The following is a 21,451-nucleotide window of genomic DNA, read 5'->3' as shown; positions in this document are numbered from 1 at the left end:
CCGCGCGCGACGACTTCCGCGTCGGCCTGCCCGATGTCGGCGCCTTTCCGTTCGACATCTGGCGCCGCCTGTCCGACCGCGCGCTGCGCCGCGTGGCGCGCCAGACCGCCGACTACGCCGACCCGCAGGGCCAGGGCGCCCTGCGCGAGGCGATCGCGGCGCACGTGTCGTTCACGCGCGCGGTCGGCTGCACGGCCGACGACATCGTGGTCACGGCCGGCGCGCAGCAGGCCTTCGGGCTGCTCGCGCGCATCCTGGTCGTGCCGGGGCGCACGGTGGTGGCGGTCGAGCAGCTGTTCTATCCCTCGCTGCGCGAGGCCATGCTGGCCGCGGGCGCGAAGGTGGTCACGGTGCCGACCGACGACGAAGGCCTGTGCGTGGACCGCATCCCGCCCGAGGCGCGCGTGGTCTGCGTGACGCCCTCGCACCAGTTTCCCACCGGCGTGGCCATGTCGCCGCCGCGCCGGGCCGCCCTGCTCGCCTTTGCGCGGGCGCGCAACGCCGTGCTCATCGAGGACGACTACGACAGCGAGTTCCGCTTTGCCGGCCGCCCGCTCGACGCGCTGCAGACGCTCGACCGCGCCGGCTCGGTGTTCTACGTCGGCACCTTCTCCAAGAGCCTGTTCCCCGCGCTTCGCCTGGGCTTCGTGGTGGCGCCGCCCTGGGCCCGCGCGGCGCTGGTGCGGGCGCGCGAGCTGGCCGACTGGCACGGCCCGGTGCTCGGGCAGGAGGCGCTCGCGGCCTTCATTGCCGAAGGGCACCTGGCGCGCCACATCCGCCGCATGCGCAAGCTGTACGGCGCACGGCGCAGCGCCCTGCTCGACGCGCTGGCGCGCCACGGCGCGGGTCGGCTCGAGGCGATCCCGTCCGATGCCGGCCTGCACCTGTCAGCCTGGCTGCATGGCGGCGCGCGCGACCATGTGGTGGTCGAACGCGCCGCGGCGGCCGGCATCACCTTGCCGCCGCTGTCGCGCTTCGCGCCCGAACCGCAGGCGCCCGACGCGCCCAACGGGCTGGCCTTCGGCTTCGGGTTGATCGCCGAGTCGCAGATCGACGGCGCGATCCGGCGGTTGGTGCGCCTGCTGTAGCGGCGGCGCCCTCAGGCGCTGTCCAGCGGCAGCCGGGTCGTGAACTTGGTGGTCGACAACACGATGTCGCTCGAGTAGTTCTCCAGCTCCAGCGCGTCGCCCAACTGCTCCTGCGCGAAGGCCTGGTAGTCGGGCAGCGAGCGCGCGCAGATCACGAGCACGAAGTCGGTCTCGCCGGCCACGCAGTGGCATTGCAGCACCTGCGGCAGCGCATGCACCTTGCGCTCGAAGGCCCCGATCGCCTCTCGCGTGGTGCTGCGCAGCGACACGCGCGAGATCACCAGCACCGGAAAGCCCACGCGCGCGGCATCGAGGATCGCCACCTCCTCGCGGATCACGCCCGCGCGCCGCAGCCGCTGCACGCGCTTGAGGCAGGCCGAGGGCGAGAGGTTCACGCGCTCGGCCAGCGTCTGGTTCTGCAGGCCCGCGTCGGCCTGCAGCTCGGCCAGGATGCACTGGTCGATGCGATCGAGGGTGCCGGTTTTCATGGTGCCGCCAGTGTGGCGCAAGGTGCGCGCAATCGGCTTCGTTTTCGGGCCCGCACAACGACACCGGATTTCGCGGCCGATGGCTACGCTGGGGCTCCCCCGACGAACAAGGAGCATCCGATGGCCGAAGGCGCAACCTACGACCCCGTGGTCAGCAAGCACCTCGTGCGCTACGGCATGGGGCTGAGCCCGCATGTCATCGTGAAGGCGCGCGGCGCCACGCTGTGGGACGCGAGCGGGCGCGAGATCCTCGACTTCACCTCGGGCCAGATGTGCGCCACCATCGGCCACAACCACCCGCGCATCGTCGCGGCGATCGAGAAGGCCTGCGAAGGCGCGCTGCACCTGTACAGCGGCTTCGTCGGGCCGGCCGTGCCGGCACTGGCCGGGCGGCTGGCGGCGATGCTGCCGCCGTCGCTGTCGAAATCGCTGTTTTTGTCGACCGGCGGCGAGGCCAACGAGGCCGCCGCGCGCATGGCCCGCGTGGCCACCGGCCGCTACGAGATCGTGGGCCTGAACGGCGGCTGGCACGGCGTGAACGGCGGCATGGCCGCGCTCACCTTCGCCGGCCGGCACCACGTCGACTACGGGCCGCGCAAGCCCGGCACCATGTCGATCCCCGCGCCGAACTGCTACCGCTGCCCCATCCGCCATTGCCGCGACGCCTGCGACACCACCTGCCTCGATGTCGGCTTCGACATGGTCGATGCGCAGTCCAGCGGCTCGCTCGCGGCCTTCATCGCCGAGCCGGTGCTGAGCTCGGGCGGCGTGATCGTGCCGCCCGCCGGCTACTTCCCGAAGCTGCAGGCCAAGTGCCGCGAGCGCGGCATGCTGCTGATCCTCGACGAAGCGCAGACCGCCTTCGGCCGACTGGGCAGCAACTTCGCGTTCGAGCAGGTGGGCGTGGTGCCCGACTTCCTTACCGTGTCGAAGACGCTGGGCGGTGGCCTGGCGATCGGCGCCACGGTCACCAGCGAAGCGATCGAACAGGATTGCCACGAGAAGGGCTTCGTGCACGTCACCTCGCACGTGTCCGACCCGCTGCCGGCCGAGGTCGGGCTGGCAGTGCTCGACGTGCTCGAGGAAGAAGGGCTCAACCAGCGCGCCGCCGCCATGGGCGAGCGGCTGAGCCGGGGCCTGGCCACGCTGAAGGCGCGGCACGAGGTGATCGGCGACGTGCGCGGCCACGGCCTGCTGCAGGGCGTTGAGCTGGTGAAAGACCGCGAGACCCGCGAGCCCGACGCCGAGCGCGGCCGCGCCATCACCGACGCCTGCATGGCGCGCGGCCTGAGCATGAACATCGTGGCCGTCGGCGGCATGGCGGCCGTGTGGCGCATCGCGCCGCCGCTGAACGTGAAGCCGGAAGAAATCGACCGCGGCCTGGAAATACTCGACGACGCGATCCGTTCGACCAGCTAGCCGATCCCGAGCATCCGCCGGTTCGCCGCCACGTCCGCCCCACCGGCCGCGAAGTCGTCGAAGGCGCGGTCGGCCACGCGGATGATGTGGTCGCGGATGAAGGTGGCGCCTTCGCGCGCGCCGTCTTCCGGGTGCTTGATGCAGCACTCCCATTCGAGCACCGCCCAGCCCGGGAAGTCGTACTGCGCCATCTTCGAGAAGATGGCCTTGAAGTCGACCTGTCCGTCGCCCAGCGAGCGGAAGCGCCCGGCGCGGTTGATCCAGCTCTGGAAGCCGCCGTACACGCCCTGCTTGCCGGTCGGGTTGAACTCGGCGTCCTTCACGTGGAAGAGCTTGATGCGCTCGTGGTAGTGGTCGATGTAGGCCAGGTAGTCGAGCTGCTGCAGCACGAAGTGGCTCGGGTCGTACAGCAGGCAGGCGCGCGGATGGTTGCCTACGCGCTCCAGAAACATCTCGTAGCTCACGCCGTCGTGCAGGTCTTCGCCGGGATGGATCTCGTAGCCCACGTCGACGCCCACGGCGTCGAAGGCATCGAGGATCGGGCGCCAGCGGCGTGCCAGCTCGTCGAAGGCCTCCTCGATGAGGCCGGCCGGGCGCGGCGGCCACGAATACAGGTACGGCCAGGCCAGCGCGCCCGAGAAGGTCGCGTGCGCCGTGAGCCCGAGGTTGGCCGAGGCCTTGGCCGCGTGGTGCAGCTGCTGCACCGCCCACTGCTGGCGCGCCACGGGGTTGCCGCGCACCTCGGGCGCCGCAAAGCCGTCGAAGCCCGCGTCGTAGGCCGGGTGCACCGCGACCAGCTGGCCCTGCAGGTGGGTCGAGAGCTCGGTGATCTCCAGGCCGTGGCCCGCCAACGCGCCCTTGATCTCGTCGCAGTAGGTCTTGCTTTCGGCGGCGCGCTTGAGGTCGATGAGGCGCGTGTCCCAGCTGGGGATCTGCACGCCCTTGTAGCCGAGGCCCGCGGCCCATCCGGCGATGGCGTCGAGCGAGTGGAACGGGGCCGTGTCGCCCGCGAACTGGGCCAGGAAAATGCCCGGCCCCTTGATCGTCTTCATGCGTGTCTCCTGATGCGCCGCACAGCATACTTCGGGGGTTCGGCTGACACACGACCGAAGTTCGATGGGCGCACAATGAACTTTGTCCACAGGGAACCCATCGACATGTCTCAGCCTGTCGCCGCCCGGCTCAAGATCGGCTTGTCCGCCTGCTTCTCGCACGCCGACCCGGCCCGCTCGCTTTTCACGAACAAGACGCTGCAGTACGTCGAACAATCGATCGCCCACTGGCTCATGTCGGCCGGCGCGATGGTGGTGATGGTGCCCTGCCCCACGGGCGAGACGGCGCGCGGCGACACCAAGCTGTCGCACTACGCCGAGTGGCTCGACGGCGTGGTGATGCACGGCGGCGCCGACGTCTGGCCCGGCAGCTACGGCGAGGAGCCCCTGAAAGACGCCTGGATCGGCGACCAGATCCGCGATCTGTACGACCTCGCGCTGGTGGAAGCCTTCGAGCAGGCCGGCAAGCCGATCTTCGGCGTGTGCCGGGGCCTGCAGCTGATCAACGTGGCCTTCGGCGGCACGCTCTACCAGGACATCGAGGAACAGCACGGCCACCCCGAGACGGTGCGCCACCGCGACCCGGTGACCTACGACCAGAACTTCCATCAGATCGAGATCGTCGAAGGCACGCGCCTGGCGAAGCTGTACCCCGAGGTGCGCACGGCGCGCGTCAACAGCATCCACCACCAGGGCATCAAGGGGCTCGCGCCCGGCTTCGAGATCGAGGCCTGGAGCCTGCCCGACCGCGTGCCCGAGGCGATCCGCCGCCGGCCCGAGAAGGGGCGCGGCTACATCGCGGCGACCCAGTGGCACCCGGAGTTCCACAAGTACGGCAGCACCGAGACCGTGGACGACACGCCGATCCTGCACGACTTCCTGTGGGCCTGCGCCACCGCCCGCGTGGCGCCGCGCACCAGCATGCGCGAGATGCAGGGGCGCATTCGCAACCGGGCGGCGCGGTTGCTGCGGCAGGCGCTGCTGCGGCGCTGAGTGTTGCTGTTCGGGGCGCGTGCACAGGCCACCGGGTACTTCCCTCCGCGAATGTCCCCCGGCCTTCGGCCTTCTCCTTGATTTCGCTGCGGGAAGCACCCGGTGTCCTGCGCCCGCTGAGCGCTGTCGTTGTGCCGGTCGATCAACGACTGCACTGCCCAACGCTCACGCCGCGTCGCGCAACAGGTGCTTCAGCAGCTTGCCCGTCGCCGTGCGCGGCAGGCTCTCGCGCACTTCGAAGATGCGCGGGATCTTGTAGCGCGCCAGCCGGTCTTCGAGAAAGCGCACCAGCTCGCGCACCTCGAGCGCGCGCCCGTCGCGCGCCACCAGCACCGCCGTCACGGTCTCGCCCCACTCGGGGTGCGGGCGGCCGATGACGGCCACGTCCTGCACGTCGGGGTGGGCGCCCAGCGCGTCTTCCACTTCCTTCGAGTAGACGTTCTCGCCGCCCGTGATGATCATGTCGCGCAGCCGGTCGACGATGAACAGGAAGCCGTCCTCGTCCACCCGCGCCAGGTCGCCCGTGCGGTACCAGCCTTGTGCGTCGAAGGCCTCGGCGCTCGCCTGCGGGTTGTCGAGGTAGCCCTGCATCACGGCCGGCGAACGCAGGTGGATCTCGCCGACCTCGCCCGCGCCGCAGCGCCGGCCGTCGGGGTGGCGCACCTCGATGGCCACGCCGGGCACGCCCGCACGGCCGGTCGAACCGGCCTTGGCGATCGCGTCTTCCGGGTAGAGCACCGTGCCCAGCGGGCCCGATTCGGTCATGCCGTAGACCTGCACGAAGCGGTCGCTGCGGTAGCTGTGGGCCAGCTTGCGCGCCATGTCGGCACCGAGCGGGCCGCCGCCGTAGGCCCACAGCCGCATCGCGCTGAAGTCGTAGCGTTGCACGTCGGGCACCACCGACAGCGGCGCCAGGAAGGCGATGGGCGCGCCGAAGGTGAAGGTGATGCGCTCGTCGGCCAGCGTGTCGAGAAAGGCCTTGGGCGCGTACTCGCGCAGCAGCACCACGGTGCCGCCCATCAGCATCGTGCCCAGCAGCCAGTTGTTGAGCGGCGACGAATGCCACACCGGCATCGCGACCAGCGTGCGCTCGTTGCGCGACAGCGACATGCCCGCTGCCGTGCACACCGCCGCCATGAAGACGTTGCGGTGGCTGTGCAGGCAGCCCTTGGGCTTGCCGGTGGTGCCCGAGGTGTAGAGCACCTGGGCCAGCGTGTCGGTGCCGGGCGCCGGTGCGTCGTCATCGCCGAGCGGCTCGGGCTGCGCCATCAGGTCGTCGAACATCGGCAGGCCATCGGCGGCGCTGTCGGTCGCGAGCCAGTCGCAGCGGTGCGCGATGCGCGCAGCGACCTGCGTGGCGAGCGTGCCGTCGGCCACGCACAGGCGCACGCCGGCGTGCGCCAGCACGTAGTCGATCTCCGGCGCCTGCAGCTTGTGGTTGACCGGCACCACGGCCGCGCCGAGGCGCCAGGCGCCGAACATCGCGGCGACGAAGCCGACCGTGTTGAAGCACAGCAGCGCGACCTTGTCGCCAGGGCCCACGCCCTGGTCGCGCAGCACGGTGGCGGCGCGGCGCGAGAGGTCGGCGAAGTCGGCGTAGGTCCAGGCGCGGCCTGCGGCGCGCAGGCATTCGTGCGCAGGCTGGGTGCGGGCGTGCTGGTCGAGCAGGGAAACGAAATCCATCGGTGTCGTCTCAATGCCAGGCCGCGCGCACCAACGCGCCGGGGTCGCTGGTGCCGGCGCTGATGCCGGTCACCGGGCCCCAGTCGGGATCGAAGCGGCTGGACACGAAGGCCGCCGCCGCGAGCGGGCTCGCGTGCTGCAGCATCAGGCCGGCCTGCGCCGCGCGCACCAGCCGCTGCGTGAAGCGGCGCGCCTGGCGTTCCAGGTCCTGCGGCGCCAGCTGCACCATCTGGCGCAGGGCCTGCACTTCGGTCTGCAGGCGCGCTTCGCCGGCGGTCACTTCCTGCAGGTGGTCGAGCACGAGGTGCGCGTCGTCGGGGTTGCGCGACACGGCGCGCAGCACATCGAGGCACATCACGTTGCCCGAGCCTTCCCAGATCGAGTTGACGGGCGCCTCGCGGAACAGGCGGCCCATCGGGCCGTCTTCCACGTAGCCGTTGCCGCCGAACACCTCCATCGCCTCGCCGGTGAGCGCCACCGCGCGCTTGCAGTTCCAGAACTTGGCGGCGGGCGTGAGCAGCCGGCGCCAGGCCGTGTCCAGCGGCGCGGGCGAGCCGAAGCGCGAGGCCAGCTCCATCGCCAGCAGCGTGGCGCTCTCGGTTTCCAGGGCCATGTCGGCCAGCAGCTCGGTCATCACCGGCTGGTCGACCAGCGCCTTGCCGAAGGCGAAGCGGTTGCGCGTGTAGTGCAGCGCCTGCGCGAAGCCCTGGCGCATGAAGCCGGCGCTGGCGAGCGCGCAGTCCAGCCGCGTCACGGTGGCCATCTCGATGATGGTCGGGATGCCGCGGCCCTCGTCGCCGACGAGCACGCCCCAGGCTTCCTTGAACTCGACCTCGCTGCTGGAGTTGGAGCGGTTGCCGACCTTGTCCTTCAGGCGCTGGATGTGGATCGCGTTCTTGCTGCCGTCGGGCCGCCAGCGCGGCACGAAGAAGCACGAGGAGCCATGCTCGTCGGTCTTGGCCAGCACCAGGTGGCCGTCGCACATCGGCGCCGAGAAGAACCACTTGTGGCCGGTGATGAGGAACTCTTCGCCCCACGGGCCGCTGCCGGCCGGCACGGCGCGCGTGGTGTTGGTGCGCACGTCGCTGCCGCCCTGCTTCTCGGTCATGCCCATGCCGACGGTCATCGAGGTCTTGCCCTCGAGCGGGATGTCGCGTGGGTCGTGCACGTGGGCGGCGAGCTTGTCGCGCAGGTCGGCGTACAGCGCGGCGTTGCGGCGCATCACGGGGATGCAGGCCTTGGTCATGGTGGTCGGGCAGGTGGAGCCCGACTCGATCTGGCTGTGCATGTACAGCGAGGCGCCGTAGCCCACCCAGGCCGAGGGCCGCTCGTCGAAGAACGGCAGGTTGGCGATGCCGTTGCGCCGCGCGATCGACATCATGGTGTGCCACGCGGGGTGGAACTGCACGCTGTCGATGCGCGTGCCGGTGCGCGAGTGGGTGTGCAGCTCGGGCTCGTGGCGGTTGGCGTCCTCGGCGGCGCGCAGCGTGGCCTCGGCGCCGTACTCGGCACCCTGGCGCACCAGTTCGTCGTCGCGCCAGGCGGCGCCGCCGCGCCCCACCGCGCCGCGCAGGGCGGGGTCGCTGGTGTAGACGTTGTAGTCCTTGAGCTCGGGGACCTGGTTGTCGGGGTGGATGCCGGGAATGGTCATGGCGTTGTCTCCGTGAAGCGGTGAAAGAGGGGCGTGTTCAGGCGGTGGCGGCGCGTTCGCGCACCACCAGCGTCTGGGTCGCGAGGCCGATGAGGCCGCGCGTGTCGTACAGGTGGGACACGGTGAGGCCCGCGCCGCCGGCGTGCATCTCGGTGCTGGCGCGCAGGCCGATCCACTCGCCCTCGGGCACGCGAAACAGGTTCAGGCTGAGGTCGGCGTTCGAGAACAGGAAGTCGGCGGGCGACAGCACCCAGCTCAGCCCGTTGCCGAAGTCGGCCGCCGCCGCCGCGCGCATCGCGGGCGAGGTGGTCACGCCGCGCACCAGCGGCACCGCGAGCCGGAACCACGCGGCGCCCGCGCCGGGCTGTGCGATGTCGCCTTGGGCCAGGCGCGATTCGACGGCGGTCTGATGGAACGAGAGGCCGTCAGGCAGGCCGGGAATGCGCAGTCGCTCGGTGCAGTCTTCGGGCAGCGGGCGCAGTTCGCGCGGCGCGTCGCCCGCGGGCAGGTTCGCCGGCAGCGTCAGCGGCGATGTCTTCAGCAGCAGCGCGCGCGCGCGGGCCACCACCGTGTCGCCCGCGAGCAGGTCGATGCCCACGCGCACCGTGGCGCGCGAGGCCTGCGACTGCGTGCGCGTGACCAGCGGCGCCACCGGCACCGGCTTCACCAGTTCGAGCGTGAGCCGCGCCAGCTGCCAGCCCGGGCCGGGCGCCGCGCGTTCGGCGATGTGGGCGAGCAAGGCGGCAGGCGCACCGCCGTGCTGCGCGCGCGGGTCCCAGGGGCCGCGCGAGAGCGCGTCGGGCTGCCACGTGTCGCCCTCGCCGGTGTAGACGGCGGGGGGCGTTGTCTCGGGGGCACGGTCGTGCGAGGTCATTGCAGAATGCCTTTCGATGGGATCAAAAATTCTAGGAACAACCCGCCCGCGAGGTGTTCGGGTTCGGCGGCCATGACCGGCGCCCGCGCACCCGCCGCCGCCCCGAGGAGGAAGCCGCGCCAGTCCCGCGCGCGCCACACCTCGCAGGCGCTGCAGGAAGCCTTTGTTCGGCTTTTGGTCGAGAAGGGTTACGCCGCCATCACGATCCGAGAGATCGTGGCCGTGGCGGGCACGGGCCTGGGCAGCTTCTACGAATACTTCGAGAACAAGGAGGACCTGGCGCGCGTGTGCCTGCACCTGCGCTCCAAGGCGCTGCTGCTGGACATGCGCGCGGTCGTGGCCGCGAACGAAGGCCGGCCGTGGCGCGAGATCGTCGACACGGTGATCGATGCGCAGCTCGACGCGCACCGCGCGCAGCCCGTGGCCTGGGGCGCGCACTACCTGCTGGAGCGCCACCTCTCCAGCCCCGAGGCCTACCGCAAGATGTACGACCGCTTCGTGGCCGAATGGGTGGGCGTGCTCGACGCGGCGGGCGACGTGGGGGCCGACGGCCCGCAGAAGAAAGAGGCAGCGCGCGTGTGCCAGACCATCATCTACGGGCTGGTCGCGCACACCCACATCGGCACGGGCGGGCGGCCCGACCTGCAGACGCTGTCACGCCAGTTGCGCGATGCGCTGCGGGGCTACCTGGCGACGGTCGCCTGAGGCTCTCGCTCAGCGCGACGACTTGTTCGTCGTGCCGCTGACGCCGGCGTCGATGGTGCCGAACACCGTCACGCCGCTGCCCGATGAAGACGTGGAGGAGGAAGAAGACGGCGACGGCGCGGTGCCGGCGCAGCCCGAGACCAGCAGACCGGTCGCAAGGACGGCGAGGGCGGCAAGGATCGACTTCACGGCAGGACTCCAGAAAACTAAGGACGTCCCACTATAGGCCGGGGCCCCCGGCCGCCCTGTAACAAAGACACCAGCCCCCGCAGGGGCTGCGGTGTTCAGCCTGCCACGCGCGGGTCGGTCGCCAGCAGCATCTCGACCATCGAACGCAGGTCGGCCTGCAGCCGCGCGGCGCCGGCCTCGTCGAGCGCCAGCGTGGCCTCGTCCATGTAGAGCTTGCGGTTGATCTCGACCTGGATGCTGTGCCGGTTCGCCGCCGGGTCGCCGTGCCGGCGCACCAGCTCCACGCCCTTGTACGGGTGGTTGTAGTCCACGCTGTAGCCGCATGCGCGCAGGTGCGCGCACAGCCGCTGCGACAGCGCCGGGTCGGCCGTGCTGCCGTCGCGGTCGCCGATCACGAAGTCGGCGTGCCCCAGCCCCGGGAAGTCGGTCGCGTGGCTGCCCGCAATGGCGGGCATCGAGTGGCAGTTGATGTGGATGCTGTAGCCGTGCCGCGCATGCGCTTCGTCGATGGCCTGGGCCACCGCCGCGTGGTACGGGCGCCAGCACTGGTCGATGCGCTGGCGCACCTCGGCCACCGTGAGCGGCCGGTCGTAGATCGGCAGGCCCTCGTCGGTGAGCTTCCAGATCAGGCCCTTGCCCAGGCGCACTTTCGACAGCACGCGCGGGTCGGTCGACACCGGGTCGGTCCACGGGCCGTCGAGCATCGTGGTGTCGACCTCGGTCATGTCGCGGTTGGCGTCGAGGTAGCTGCGCGGAAAGTGCGCCTCGATCCAGGCGGCGCCCATGTCGCTCGCGAAGGCGTAGAGCTTCTCGACGTGGGTGTCCTCGGCCCGGCGCAGCGTGGCGAGTTCGCACACGGGCCGGAAGTCCTCGGGGTAGACGGTGCCGCTGTGCGGGGAGTCCAGCACCAGCGGGGAGTGCCCGGCGACGCTCGTCACCTGGGCGCGGGTTTGAATCAGTTTCAGGACTGGATGCATAGGCGGTGTCGGTCAGTCCAATCGGATGCGCGCGAAGGCGGCCACCTTCTTCATCTTCTCGATCTCGCTCGCGATCTGCTTCGTGAACTCGGCCGGCGTGGTGCCCGAGGCGTACAGCCCCTGCAGCGCCAGGCGCTCGCGCACCGCGGGGTCCTTCAGCGCCGTGGCCACGGCCTGCTGCATGCGCAGCACCAGCTCGGGCGGCGTGCCGGCGGGCGCGATCATGCCGAACCACGAGGGGTCGTTGCTGGCCGCGTAGCCCAGCTCGCCGTAGGTCGGCACTTCGGGCAGCACGTCGAGGCGGCCGCTCCAGGACACGGCCAGCGCCTTCAGCTTGCCGGCCTTCACGTGCGGCAGCGACGAGGCCACCTGGTCGAAGTACACCGGCACCTGGCCCGCGAGCACGTCGTTGATGGCCGGGCCCGCACCGCGGTAGGGGATGTGCACCATCGAGGTTCCGGTGCTGCTCTTGAACAGCTCGCCCCACATGTGGCCGATGGTGCCGTTGCCCGGCGAGGCGTACGACACCTTGCCCGGGTTGGCCTTCAGGTACTTCACGAGTTCCGCGAAGCTGCCCACCGGCAGCACGGCCGGGTTGATGACGATCACGCCCGGCGCCTTCACCAGCTCGGTCACGGCGGCAAAGCCCTTGATCGGGTCGTAGGGCAGCTTCTGGTACACGGCCGGGTTCACGCCGTGCGTGGACAGCGTGGCCACGCCGAAGCTCAGGCCGTCGGGCGTGGCGCGTGCCAGCTCGGCCATGCCGATCGAGCCGCCCGCGCCGGCGCGGTTGTCGATCACCACGGGCTGCTGGAGGATCTTGGCCAGGGGCTCGGAGAGCACGCGGGCCGTGATGTCGGTGGCGCCACCGGGCGGGAAAGGCACGACCAGGCGGATCGGCTTGCCTTGGGCAAAGGATATTCCTGGGGCGAAAGAAACGGCAGCCAGGGTGGAGAGGAAATGACGACGTTGCATGAGGGTTCTTCCAATGGAACGATGAGTGAATGTGCAAAGCTGCAGCTCACCTGAAGCAAAGGATATACCCGATATCATTCCAATCTGGAATGACTTGATGGGCTCCCCCATGCCATTGCGACGCCTCAACCCGCCCCTGAACCTGCTGCGCGCCTTCTCCACCGTGGTGCGCTTCGGCGGCGTGTCGCGCGCGGCCGAGGCGCTGCACCTCACGCAGGGCGCGGTGAGCAAGCAGGTGCAGGAGCTCGAGCGCTGGATCGGCGCGCCGCTGTTCGAGCGCAGCCGCAAGCGCCTGGCGCTCACGCCCGCCGGCGAGCGCTACGAAAAGGCGGTGCGCGCCCTGCTGGCGCAGTTGGAGGCGGCCACGCTGGAGCTCATCACCAGCGGCGACGGTGGCGGTGCGCTGCACCTGTCGACCCTGCCCACCTTCGGCGCCAAGTGGCTGATTCCGCGCCTGCCCGATTTCCAGCAGCGCCACCCGCAGATCACGCTGCATTTCGTGCCCTTCGTGCACGGCTACGACTTCGAGCGGCCCGAGCTCGACTGCGCCATCCTGTTCGGCGACGGCCACTGGCCCGGCGCGCGCTCGCACTACCTCGCGGGGCAGGACGTGGCGCTGATCGCCCCGCGCGCCGCGCAGGCCGAGGCCGCCATCCGCACGCCGCAGGACGTGGCGCGCTGCACCCTGCTGCGCCACGTGAGCGTGCCGCAGTCGTGGCTGCACTGGAGCGAGGCGCACGGCGTGCGCGGGCTCGACCCGCTGGCCGGGCTGCAGTTCGACCAGTTCCAGACCATGATCCGCGCCGTCATGGCCGGCATGGGCGTCGCGCTGGTGCCGCGCTGCCTGGTGCAGGACGAAATTGCGTCGGGGCTGGTGGAAGAGCCGCTGCCCGACGGCGGCTACCGGGGCAGCGAGGGCTACTGGTTCTGCTACCCCGAGGGGCGCGGCCAGCTGGCCACGCTGGACCACTTCCGCCACTGGCTGCTGGCCGAGGTCGACCGCAGCGGGGAAGCGACCGTGCTGCCGCCGGTCGCGCAGAACTGAGCAGGGGTTACTCGGGCTTGGCGCCCGAAGCCTTCACCGCCGCACCCCAGAGCCCGATCTCGCTCGCCACGAAGCGGTCGAATTCGGCGCCGCTCGTCGGTGCCGGCTCGGAGCCCCGGTCGCGGATGAAGCGCGCCATCTGCTCGCTCTTGAGGATGTCGGTCACTTCGTGGTTCAGCCGCGCCACGATCTCGGGCGGCGTGCCGCGCGGTGCCATCAGGCCGAGCCAGCCCACGGCTTCGAAGTTCTTCGTGCCGGCCACGCCGGTCTCGCGCACGGCAGGCACCTCGGGCAATTGCGACGAGCGCGTGGCCGATGTCACCGCCAGCGGCACCGCCTTGCCCGACTTGATGTGCGGCAACGCGGCCGTCACCGAGTCGACCATCAGCGGTACCTGATTGCCCAGGAAGTCCGCCTGCGCCGGCCCGCTGCCCCGGTACGGAATGTGCGTGATGAACACATGCGCCGCCGATTTGTACATCTCGCCCGACAGGTGCTGCATGCCGCCGATGCCGGCGCTCGCGTAGCTCAGCTTGCCGGGCTCGGCCTTGGCGCGCGCCGTGAGGTCGGCCAGCGTGCGGATGCCGCTTTCGGGCGTGGCCAGGAACACCAGCGGCACCTTCGCGATGAGCGAGATGCCGACCAGATCCTTGCGCGGGTCGAAGCCCGGCTTGGCGTAGAGCGTCTGGTTCACCGCCATCGCGCTGCCGGCCACCACGAGCGTGTAGCCGTCGGGCGGTGCGCGCACCACGAACTCGGTGCCGATGTTGCTGCCCGCGCCCGCCTTGTTGTCGACGATCACGGGCTGGCCCAGCCGCTTGCCGAGCTGTTCGGCGAGCGCGCGGGCAAAGATGTCGGTGGCCTGTCCCGGTGGGAAAGGCACGACCAGCTTGACGGGCTTGTCAGGCCACGCGGCGGCCTGGGCCAGGCCTGCGCCGCCCAGCAGCGCGGCGGCGCACAGGGCCGCGAGGTGTCGGCGCTGCATGCGTCGTCAGGCCGCGTCGGGCGCAGAGAGGTGCTTGCCCACGATGCCCGCGAGTTCGAACATCGTCACCTGGTCCTTGCCGAACACCGGCTTGAGCTTGGCGTCGGCGTTGATCGCGCGCTTGTTGGTCGCGTCCTGCAGGCCGTTGGCCTTGATGTAGTCCCACAGCTTCTTGATGACCTCGGTGCGCGCCACCGGTTCGGCGCCGATCACCGCGGCCAGCGAGTCGCTGGGCTTGAGGCCCGCGCCCGGCTTGCGCGGCTTGGCCGCCTTCTTCTCGGCCGGTGCCTTCTTGGCGGCGGGCGTCTTCTTCGCCGCGACCTTCTTGGCCGCCGCGGTCTTGGCGGCCGGCTTGCCGAAGGTCTTGCGCGGCGGGAACTTGCTGCCGCCTTCGCGCGGTGCGAATTCGAAGGTCACCTTGCCTTCTTCGGCGTTCCACGTGAGGAAGGCCTTGAAGGCGCGGCGCGTGCGCATCGACACGAACTTGTCGAGCAGGTCGGTCTTGCCGGTGGCCAGCAGCTTCTCCATCTGGTCGCGCTCCACCGGTTGCTGCAGGATGATCTTGCCGGTCTTGAAGGTGCAGCTCGGGGTCGGCTGCTCGTTCGTCGGCACCGACTTCTCGCAGACGTAGTTGCTGCCGTGATCGAACACCGGTGCGCCGCACACCGGGCACGGGCCCACGGTGTCCTGCTGGCTGAAGTCGACGATCTCGCCGCTGTCTTCGTTCTTGTCGTCGCCGAAGTCGAACTCGAGCTTCCAGTTCTTGGCTTCTTCCCCGTCGTACTTGAGGATGATCTCGGCCGTGAAGGGCCAGCCCGCCTTGGAGCGGAAGCCCTCGAGCGGGCCGATGTGCTTGTTGGCCAGCAGCTGCTCGGCCTCGGCCACCTCGAAGGTGCGCCCGGCCGGCGACTTGCCGAACGAGAAGCCGCAGGCGTCCTCGCCCGTGCCGCTCTTGCCGGTGCAGCCGTAGCGGCGGTAGTTCTCCTTCACCACGCCGCCGCAGTTCGGGCAGGGCGTGGCGAGCGTGGCGTAGTCGCCGGGCACGGTGTCGCGGTCGTACTCCTTGGCCTTCTTGACGATGTGCTCCGTCATCTCGGCGATCTCGCGCATGAAGGCGTCGCGGCTCAGCGCGCCCTTCTCCATCTGCGCGAGCTTGTACTCCCACTCGCCCGTGAGCTCGGCCTTGGACAGTTCTTCCACGCCCAGGCCGCGCAAGAGCGTCATGAGCTGGAAGGCCTTGGCGGTCGGGATGAGCTCGCGGCCTTCGCGCAGCATGTACTTCTCGGCGATCAACCCTTCGATGGTGGCCGCGCGCGTGGCTGGCGTGCCCAGGCCCTTCTCCTGCATGGCCTCGCGCAGCTCGTCGTCGTCGATGGTCTTGCCGGCGCCTTCCATGGCGCCCAGCAGCGTGGCTTCGGAATAACGTGCGGGCGGGCGCGTCTTCAGGCCCTTGAGGTCGGCCGACTCGTTCTGCACGATCTCGCCCGGCTTCACCGGCACGAGGCGCTTGCCGTCCTTGTCGTCCTCCTTCTCGTCGTCCTGGGCTTCCTTGCCGTAGATGGCGAGCCAGCCCGGCTTCACCAGCACCTTGCCGTCGGTGCGGAAGGGGTACTTCTTGCCGCCCTGCTCCACCGTGCTGATGCGCGTGGTCACCTGGTGCTCGGCGCTCGGGAAAAACACCGACAGGAAGCGGCGCACCACGAAGTCGTACAGCTTCTGCTCGGCCTCGCTCAGGCCGCTCGGGGCCTGCAGCGTCGGGATGATGGCGAAGTGATCCGACACCTTGGCGTTGTCGAAGATGCGCTTGTTGGGCTTGACGTAGTTGCCGTCGACCGCCTGCTGGGCGAACGGCGCCAGGTGCTTCATGCCGCTGTTGGCGAGCATCTCCATGGTCTGCTTGACCACCGGCAGATAGTCTTCCGGCAGCGCGCGTGAATCGGTACGCGGGTAGGTCAGCGCCTTGTGGCGTTCGTACAGGCTCTGCGCCAGCGCCAGCGTGGTCTTGGCACTGAAGCCGAAACGGCCGTTGGCCTCGCGCTGCAGCGAGGTCAGGTCGAACAGCGCGGGCGAGGCCTGCGTGGTGGGCTTGCTCTCTTCGGTGACGGTGGCGGGCTTGCCGCGCGAGGCGTCGGCGATGGCGCGGGCTTCCTGCTCGGACCACACGCGGTCGGCACGCTGCTCGGCATCGGGTTCGCCGTTGGCCAACAGCGGCGCGTTGGCTTTCTTCCAGTCGGGGTTGAACCACTTGCCCGGGTACTGGCCGGCCTCGGCCGCGAAGCTGCCGTGGATTTCCCAGTACTCGCGCGAGACGAACTTGCGGATCTGCTCCTCGCGCTCCACCACGACGGACAGCGTCGGCGTCTGCACGCGGCCCACGGTCGTGAGGAAGAAGCCGCCGTCGCGCGAATTGAATGCGGTCATGGCGCGCGTGCCGTTGATGCCCACCAGCCAGTCGGCCTCGGAGCGCGAGCGCGCGGCGTCGGCCAGGCCCTGCATCTGCTTTTCGGTGCGCAGCGCGTCGAAGCCGTCGCGGATCGCTTGCGGCGTCATCGACTGCAGCCACAGGCGCTTCACCGGCTTGCCCAGCGGGCTCTTGCCGCCGGCGTACTGCTCGATGAGGCGGAAGATCAGCTCGCCCTCGCGGCCCGCGTCGCAGGCGTTGATGAGCTGCGTCACGTCCTTGCGCTTGGCCTGCTTGACCACGGCGTTCAGGCGCGTCTTGGTCTTGTCGACCGGCTTGAGGTCGAAGTGAGGCGGGATCACCGGCAGGTTGGCGAAGCTCCACTTGCCGCGCTTGACGTCGAATTCCTCCGGGGCCTGGATCTCGACCAGGTGGCCCACGGCGCTGGTCACGACGTAGGTGTCGTTCTCGAAATGCTCGTCATGTTTGTCGAACTTGCCGGCCACCGGCGTGAGGGCCCGGACGATGTCCTGGGCCACCGACGGCTTTTCTGCGATTACCAAAGTCTTTGTCATCTGAGGGCTCTCTATACTCTGCGGCTTCCGCGTGCGCACGCGCGCACACGCATGTGTGCATATTCAACCTAACAGACTTCGGCGATGCCTTCCAAATCCCCACTTTCCGCCGGCCGCGACAAGGAAGCCGCCCCCGTGACCGAGCCCGAGGCGCGGTCCGCCGCCACGCGCTCCGGTGGCCGGCGCATCCAGATGCGCCGCTCGGACGTCCACGGCAACGGCGTGTTCGCCCTGCAGGACCTGGCCGAAGGTGAAACGCTGATCGAATACAAGGGCGAGGTCATCAGCTGGAAAGAGGCGCTGCGCCGCCATCCGCACGACCCGACCCAGCCGAACCACACCTTCTACTTCCACATCGACGACGGCCGCGTGATCGACGGCAACGTGAAGGGCAACGACGCGCGCTGGATCAATCACTCGTGCGAGCCGAACTGCGAGGCCGACGAAGTCGATGGGCGCGTTTATATCAAGGCCCTGAGAAACATCGCCGCCGGCGAGGAACTGAACTACGACTACGGCCTGATCATCGACGAGCCGTACACCGAGAAGCTGCTGTCCGAGTTCCCGTGCTGGTGCGGCTCCGAGATGTGCCGCGGCACGCTGCTGACGCCCAAGGACGAGGACGAGGAAAAAGACAAGAAGAAAAAGAAGAAGGCCAAGAAAAAGGCCGAGAAGAAGAAGGCCGAGGCCAAGGAAGCGAAGAAGGCTGAAAAGAAAGCCGAGAAGAAAAAAGCGGACAAGAAGGCCGACAAGAAAAAGGCCGACGGCAAGAAGAAGTCCAAGGGCCACGCCCCGGCCGCCGCCGGAGACTGACGATGGGCACGACGCCGGCCAGCGCCTGGTTCGAAGACCGGATCGCCGCGACGGTCGCGCCGCTGCTGCCCGGCTTCGCGGTCGAGGCCGTGGCCGAAATCGATTCCACCAACACCGAGCTGATGCGCCGTGCGCGCGCCGGCCGCACCGACCCCGTGCTGCTCGTGGCCGAGCGCCAGACGGCGGGGCGCGGTCGCCTCGGCCGCCCGTGGCAGAGCGCGCAGCAGCCCGAGGCGCCCGCCTCCCTCACCTTTTCGCTGGGCATGCCGCTGGCGCCGGCCGACTGGTCGGGCCTGTCGCTCGCCGTGGGCGTGAGCGTGGCCGAAAGCCTCGATCCGACGGGCGCGCATCAGGTCGGCCTCAAGTGGCCCAACGACATCTGGGTGAACGACCGCAAGCTGGTCGGCATCCTCATCGAAACGGCGATGCCGCAGACCGCCCGGCCCGATGCCGCGCGCTACCTCGTGGTCGGCATCGGCATCAACATCGGCCCGCGCGAGGGCGACGGCATGCGCACGCCGCCGGCCTGGCTGCGCCAGTGGCAGCCCGACGCGTCCGCGCCCGAGGTGCTGCTGTCGCTGGCCGAGCCGCTGGTGCGCAGCGTGCTCGCCTTCGAGGCGCAGGGCTTCGCGCCTTTCGCCGAACGCTTTGCGGCGCGCGACGTGCTGCGCGGGCGCGAGGTGACGCTCAGCGACGGCACCGCCGGCCTGTGCGAAGGCGTGGCCTGGGGCGGCGAGCTGCAGGTGCGCACCGACGCCGGCCTGCAACTGATCTCGAGCGACGAAGTGAGCGTGCGCCCGCGCGGCATGTCTTTCTGAGCGAGGGCATGAAGCTGCGCCTGGTCCTCATCGCCCTGCTCGCCGCCAACGCGGGCTACTGGCTGTGGACGCGCGGCGACCTGGCCGGCTTCGGGCTGGCGCCTGCGGCGCTCGACGAGCGCGAGCCGCAGCGCATGGCGCGGCAGATCCACCCCGAGTGGTTGCAGATCCGCAAGGAAGCCAAGCCTTCGGGCACGCCTGCGCCCTGAGCGGATCAGGCAGCAGCCGCGCGCGCGAACATGCGCCGCGCCTTGGCCAAGGCGGCCTGCAGCTTTTCTTCGGACGGCGGCTCGTGCGAGCTCGAGCTCAGGCCGAATTTCTTTCCTGCGATTTCCTGCACCGCGACCAGGATGCCGCCCAGCACGACCGGATCGGTCTCGGTGTCGAGCGCCTGGCGCAAGGGCTCGAGCGCCTTGGGCGCAGCGCTGCGGCGGTTGAACACGATCTGCATCAGCGCGCTCGCGGCCCATCGGCGGTTCGTGGCGACGGCATCGTGCGTGAGCAGCGGCACGACCTTGGCGATGTCGGTCGTGCCGCCGAGCCAGCCGATCACCCACAGCCCCTTGCAGCGCAGGTCGTCGTACGGCGACGCGAGCGCGGCACGCGCCAGGGCCGCGGTCTCTTTCAGGCGCCGGCCCTTGCGGTACTTGAAGCCGCCGAGCAGCTGCAGCACCGTGGCCTGCATGGCCGGGTCGGGCTCGCGGTCGAACTGCGCGAGCAGGTGGTCTTCGGCCGCGTCGCCGCGCTCGCCGAACTTGCGGCAGAGCCAGTCGTAGAGCTCGCTGTCCATGCCGGTGTCGTGCAGCAGCGCGTAGTGGAAGGCGAGCGCCTCGGCTGAATCCTGTTCCAGCAGATCGGCGCCGAAGTCGAACATGTCCGACACGTCGGTGTCGAGGCGGATTTCCAGGAAGCGTTGGCGCAGCGTGTCGAGCGGATTCATTCCGACGGGGCCTCCTCGAAGCGCACGGTGAAGAGCGCGCCCGGCGGGTGCTTGCCGGGGTGCGCGTCTTCGAGCTTGACCCGCGCGCGGTGCTGGTTGGCGATCTCGCGCACGATCGGCAGGCCCAGCCCGGAGCCGTCGGCCTCGTTGCCGAGCACGCGGTAGAAGGGCTCGAACACCAGCTCGCGGTCGGCCTCGGCGATGCCGGGGCCGTTGTCTTCCACCTGCACCAGCTGCACGTGGCCGAAGGGGTCGGCCAGCACGCGCGCCGTGACCACGCCGGGGCGCTCGGGCGTCGAGGGCGTGTAGTTGAGCGCGTTGTCGACCAGGTTGCGCACCAGCTCCTTGAGCAGCGTCGGGTTGCCGTCGACCATCACACCGGGCGCACCGGCCTGGACGCCGTCGTAGCCCAGGTCGATGCGCTTCTCGATGGCGCGTGGCACGGCCTCGCGCACCACCTCGATGGTCAGCCGCGCGAGGTCGCAGGGCTGGCAGTGCGTCATGGCGCTGGTGCCCTCGGCGCGCGCCAGCGACAGCAGCTGGTTCACGGTGTGGGTGGCGCGCACGCTGGCGCGCCCGATCTGCTTGAGCGACTGCTTGAGCTCGTCGGCGTTGGCGCCCTCGCGCTGCGCCAGGTCGGCCTGCATGCGCAGGCCCGCCAGCGGTGTCTTGAGCTGGTGGGCGGCGTCGGCCAGGAAGCGCTTCTGCGTGAAGATGGAGTCGTTGAGCTTGTCGAGCAGCTCGTTCACCGACGACACCAGCGGCACCACCTCGAGCGGCACCGAGGATTCGTCGAGCGGGCTCAGGTCGCCCGGGCGGCGCTCGCGGATGCGCGCCTCGACCACCGACAGCGGCTTGATGCCTCGCACCAGCGCCAGCCAGATCAGCAGCACCGCCAGCGGCAGGATCGCGAACTGCGGCAGCAGCACGCCCTTGATGATCTCGGTGGCGAGCACCGCCTGCTTCTCGCGCGTCTCGGCCAGCTGCAGCAGCGACGGCGGTACTTCTTCGCTGCCGCTGGGAATCCACAGCGAGGCCACGCGCACCGGCTGGCCGTGCACCGTGCTGTTGTGCAGCAGGACCACGTTGGTGCCGGGCGGGTCGTCCACGTTGGGCTGCGGCAGGTCGCGCTCGCCGTGCAGCAGCGTGCCGTGGCCGTCGAGCAGCTGGTAGTAGATGTGGCCGGCGTCGTCGGCACGCAGGATCTCGCGCGCCGATTGCGACAGCACGAAGTGCGTCTGCCCCTGCTTCACCGTGACCAGCTCGGCCAGCACCTTCACGTTGTGCTCCAGTGCGCGGTCGAAGGGCGCGTTGGCGATGCCCTGCGCCACCAGCCAGGTCACGCCGATGCTCACCGGCACGAGCAGCAGCAGCGGCGTGAGCATCCAGTCGAGGATCTCGCCGAACAGGGAGCGCTGGGCGCGCTGGAAGAGCTTCAAGGGAGTTCCTGGCAAGACGAAAGAACGCGGGCGAGCGTGAACTAGTACTGCGATTCGCAGGTGTGACGTTTCATTGACAAGGTGTGACTGGTTGTAGCCTTGACGTGCAGTTTCTGCAATTCAAAAACATCAGGGAGAAATCATGAAGCAAAAGACCGTGGGCGGCTGCCCCAAGCCGCTCTGGATGGCCGCGACCGTGTTGGCCGCCAGCGTGGGTGTCACTGCATGCGGCGGTGGAGGTGGCGGAGGCGGTGGGGGTGGCATGCCGATGCTGCCGATCGCACCGGTTCCGGCGCCCGCACCCGCGCCCTCCCCGGCCCCGGCGCCCGCGCCCGCACCGG

General features: G+C 69.9%; 20 protein-coding genes and 1 pseudogene. 9 read left to right on the top strand and 12 right to left on the bottom strand.

Going from position 1 to position 21,451, the window contains the following annotated elements:
- Positions 1 to 1,088: MocR-like pyridoxine biosynthesis transcription factor PdxR (gene pdxR / locus VBO01S_RS24840; protein WP_062480412.1), on the top strand; the 1,088-nt coding region annotated here is incomplete at its 5' end.
- An 11-nt stretch (positions 1,089 to 1,099) separates the two neighbouring features.
- Here the strand turns inward: pdxR and VBO01S_RS32515 are convergent.
- Entirely contained in the window at positions 1,100 to 1,576 is a 477-nt protein-coding gene (locus VBO01S_RS32515) for an Lrp/AsnC family transcriptional regulator (RefSeq protein ID WP_159274176.1), read from the bottom strand.
- A 120-nt stretch (positions 1,577 to 1,696) separates the two neighbouring features.
- Between VBO01S_RS32515 and VBO01S_RS24830 the strand changes: the two genes are divergently transcribed.
- Positions 1,697 to 2,995, top strand: coding sequence for an aspartate aminotransferase family protein (locus tag VBO01S_RS24830; protein ID WP_062480408.1), 1,299 nt, complete (start codon positions 1,697 to 1,699; stop codon positions 2,993 to 2,995).
- Here the strand turns inward: VBO01S_RS24830 and VBO01S_RS24825 are convergent.
- Positions 2,992 to 4,047: a sugar phosphate isomerase/epimerase family protein gene (locus VBO01S_RS24825; RefSeq protein ID WP_062480406.1), complete on the bottom strand. Its 1,056-nt coding sequence runs from the start codon at positions 4,045 to 4,047 to the stop codon at positions 2,992 to 2,994. The two genes, VBO01S_RS24830 and VBO01S_RS24825, sit on opposite strands and share 4 nt — an antisense overlap.
- Before the next feature lie 105 nt (positions 4,048 to 4,152).
- On the opposite strand from VBO01S_RS24825, the gene VBO01S_RS24820 reads away from it, so the two are divergent.
- Positions 4,153 to 5,040, top strand: a complete 888-nt coding sequence (locus VBO01S_RS24820) for a gamma-glutamyl-gamma-aminobutyrate hydrolase family protein (RefSeq protein WP_062480404.1) — start codon at positions 4,153 to 4,155, stop codon at positions 5,038 to 5,040.
- Between the two features lie 165 nt (positions 5,041 to 5,205).
- Here the strand turns inward: VBO01S_RS24820 and VBO01S_RS24815 are convergent, their stop codons facing one another.
- From VBO01S_RS24815 to VBO01S_RS24805, 3 genes are read right to left on the bottom strand one after another with little or no spacing between them, the layout of a single operon-like run.
- A complete protein-coding gene (locus VBO01S_RS24815) occupies positions 5,206 to 6,723 on the bottom strand; it encodes a class I adenylate-forming enzyme family protein (protein ID WP_062480402.1) in 1,518 nt (505 codons plus the stop codon).
- 10 nt (positions 6,724 to 6,733) lie between these two features.
- Positions 6,734 to 8,374 carry an acyl-CoA dehydrogenase family protein gene (locus tag VBO01S_RS24810; protein ID WP_062480400.1) on the bottom strand — a complete coding sequence of 547 codons (1,641 nt, stop codon included), beginning with the start codon at positions 8,372 to 8,374 and terminating at the stop codon, positions 6,734 to 6,736.
- A gap of 37 nt (positions 8,375 to 8,411) precedes the next feature.
- The gene (locus VBO01S_RS24805; RefSeq protein WP_062480398.1) at positions 8,412 to 9,248 is read right to left on the bottom strand and encodes a thioesterase family protein; all 837 of its coding nucleotides are present in this window, start codon (positions 9,246 to 9,248) and stop codon (positions 8,412 to 8,414) included.
- Between the two features lie 72 nt (positions 9,249 to 9,320).
- Here VBO01S_RS24805 and VBO01S_RS24800 point away from each other — a divergent pair, with 72 nt between their 5' ends.
- Positions 9,321 to 9,953: a TetR/AcrR family transcriptional regulator gene (locus VBO01S_RS24800; RefSeq protein ID WP_062480397.1), complete on the top strand. Its 633-nt coding sequence runs from the start codon at positions 9,321 to 9,323 to the stop codon at positions 9,951 to 9,953.
- Between the two features lie 9 nt (positions 9,954 to 9,962).
- On the opposite strand, the gene VBO01S_RS24795 is transcribed toward VBO01S_RS24800, so the two are convergent.
- From VBO01S_RS24795 to VBO01S_RS24785, 3 genes are all read right to left on the bottom strand, one after another.
- Positions 9,963 to 10,142, bottom strand: a complete 180-nt coding sequence (locus tag VBO01S_RS24795; protein WP_062480395.1) for a hypothetical protein — start codon at positions 10,140 to 10,142, stop codon at positions 9,963 to 9,965.
- A gap of 95 nt (positions 10,143 to 10,237) precedes the next feature.
- Entirely contained in the window at positions 10,238 to 11,119 is an 882-nt protein-coding gene (locus VBO01S_RS24790) for an N-formylglutamate amidohydrolase (RefSeq protein WP_062480393.1), read from the bottom strand.
- Between the two features lie 12 nt (positions 11,120 to 11,131).
- On the bottom strand, positions 11,132 to 12,094 hold the full coding sequence (locus VBO01S_RS24785) for a tripartite tricarboxylate transporter substrate binding protein BugE (protein WP_062480391.1): 963 nt from the start codon (positions 12,092 to 12,094) through the stop codon (positions 11,132 to 11,134).
- 109 nt (positions 12,095 to 12,203) lie between these two features.
- On the opposite strand from VBO01S_RS24785, the gene VBO01S_RS24780 reads away from it, so the two are divergent.
- Entirely contained in the window at positions 12,204 to 13,139 is a 936-nt protein-coding gene (locus tag VBO01S_RS24780; RefSeq protein WP_062480389.1) for a LysR substrate-binding domain-containing protein, read from the top strand.
- Between the two features lie 7 nt (positions 13,140 to 13,146).
- On the opposite strand, the gene VBO01S_RS24775 is transcribed toward VBO01S_RS24780, so the two are convergent.
- Together VBO01S_RS24775 and VBO01S_RS24770 are read right to left on the bottom strand one after the other, a co-directional pair.
- Positions 13,147 to 14,124, bottom strand: a complete 978-nt coding sequence (locus VBO01S_RS24775) for a tripartite tricarboxylate transporter substrate binding protein (RefSeq protein WP_062480387.1) — start codon at positions 14,122 to 14,124, stop codon at positions 13,147 to 13,149.
- A gap of 6 nt (positions 14,125 to 14,130) precedes the next feature.
- Complete coding sequence (locus VBO01S_RS24770; protein WP_062480385.1) at positions 14,131 to 17,100, bottom strand: DNA topoisomerase III; 2,970 nt, start codon at positions 17,098 to 17,100, stop codon at positions 14,131 to 14,133.
- 84 nt (positions 17,101 to 17,184) lie between these two features.
- Here VBO01S_RS24770 and VBO01S_RS24765 point away from each other — a divergent pair, with 84 nt between their 5' ends.
- Genes VBO01S_RS24765 through VBO01S_RS24755 form a run of 3 tightly spaced genes read left to right on the top strand, consistent with a single transcriptional unit; the run spans position 17,185 to position 18,940 of the window.
- On the top strand, positions 17,185 to 17,913 hold the full coding sequence (locus VBO01S_RS24765; protein ID WP_370681748.1) for an SET domain-containing protein: 729 nt from the start codon (positions 17,185 to 17,187) through the stop codon (positions 17,911 to 17,913).
- A 2-nt stretch (positions 17,914 to 17,915) separates the two neighbouring features.
- Positions 17,916 to 18,731, top strand: a complete 816-nt coding sequence (locus VBO01S_RS24760) for a biotin--[acetyl-CoA-carboxylase] ligase (RefSeq protein WP_062480383.1) — start codon at positions 17,916 to 17,918, stop codon at positions 18,729 to 18,731.
- Positions 18,732 to 18,739: 8 nt separating this feature from the next.
- Entirely contained in the window at positions 18,740 to 18,940 is a 201-nt protein-coding gene (locus VBO01S_RS24755; protein WP_062480380.1) for a hypothetical protein, read from the top strand.
- Positions 18,941 to 18,945: 5 nt separating this feature from the next.
- Here VBO01S_RS24755 and VBO01S_RS24750 read toward each other — a convergent pair whose 3' ends face one another.
- Together VBO01S_RS24750 and VBO01S_RS24745 are read right to left on the bottom strand one after the other, a co-directional pair.
- Positions 18,946 to 19,671: a HEAT repeat domain-containing protein gene (locus VBO01S_RS24750; RefSeq protein ID WP_062480379.1), complete on the bottom strand. Its 726-nt coding sequence runs from the start codon at positions 19,669 to 19,671 to the stop codon at positions 18,946 to 18,948.
- Positions 19,668 to 21,110 carry a sensor histidine kinase gene (locus VBO01S_RS24745; RefSeq protein WP_062480377.1) on the bottom strand — a complete coding sequence of 481 codons (1,443 nt, stop codon included), beginning with the start codon at positions 21,108 to 21,110 and terminating at the stop codon, positions 19,668 to 19,670. The genes VBO01S_RS24750 and VBO01S_RS24745 overlap by 4 nt, the downstream gene beginning before the upstream one ends.
- Before the next feature lie 142 nt (positions 21,111 to 21,252).
- Here VBO01S_RS24745 and VBO01S_RS33080 point away from each other — a divergent pair.
- Positions 21,253 to 21,451 (top strand): annotated as a pseudogene (locus VBO01S_RS33080) (glycerophosphodiester phosphodiesterase family protein); the annotation flags it as partial.

The sequence above is a fragment of the Variovorax boronicumulans NBRC 103145 genome (assembly GCF_001591345.1).
Lineage (GTDB): Bacteria > Pseudomonadota > Gammaproteobacteria > Burkholderiales > Burkholderiaceae_C > Variovorax > Variovorax boronicumulans.
Note: the sequence above shows the minus strand (reverse complement) of the source record. Positions and strands in the feature narration are given on the sequence as shown.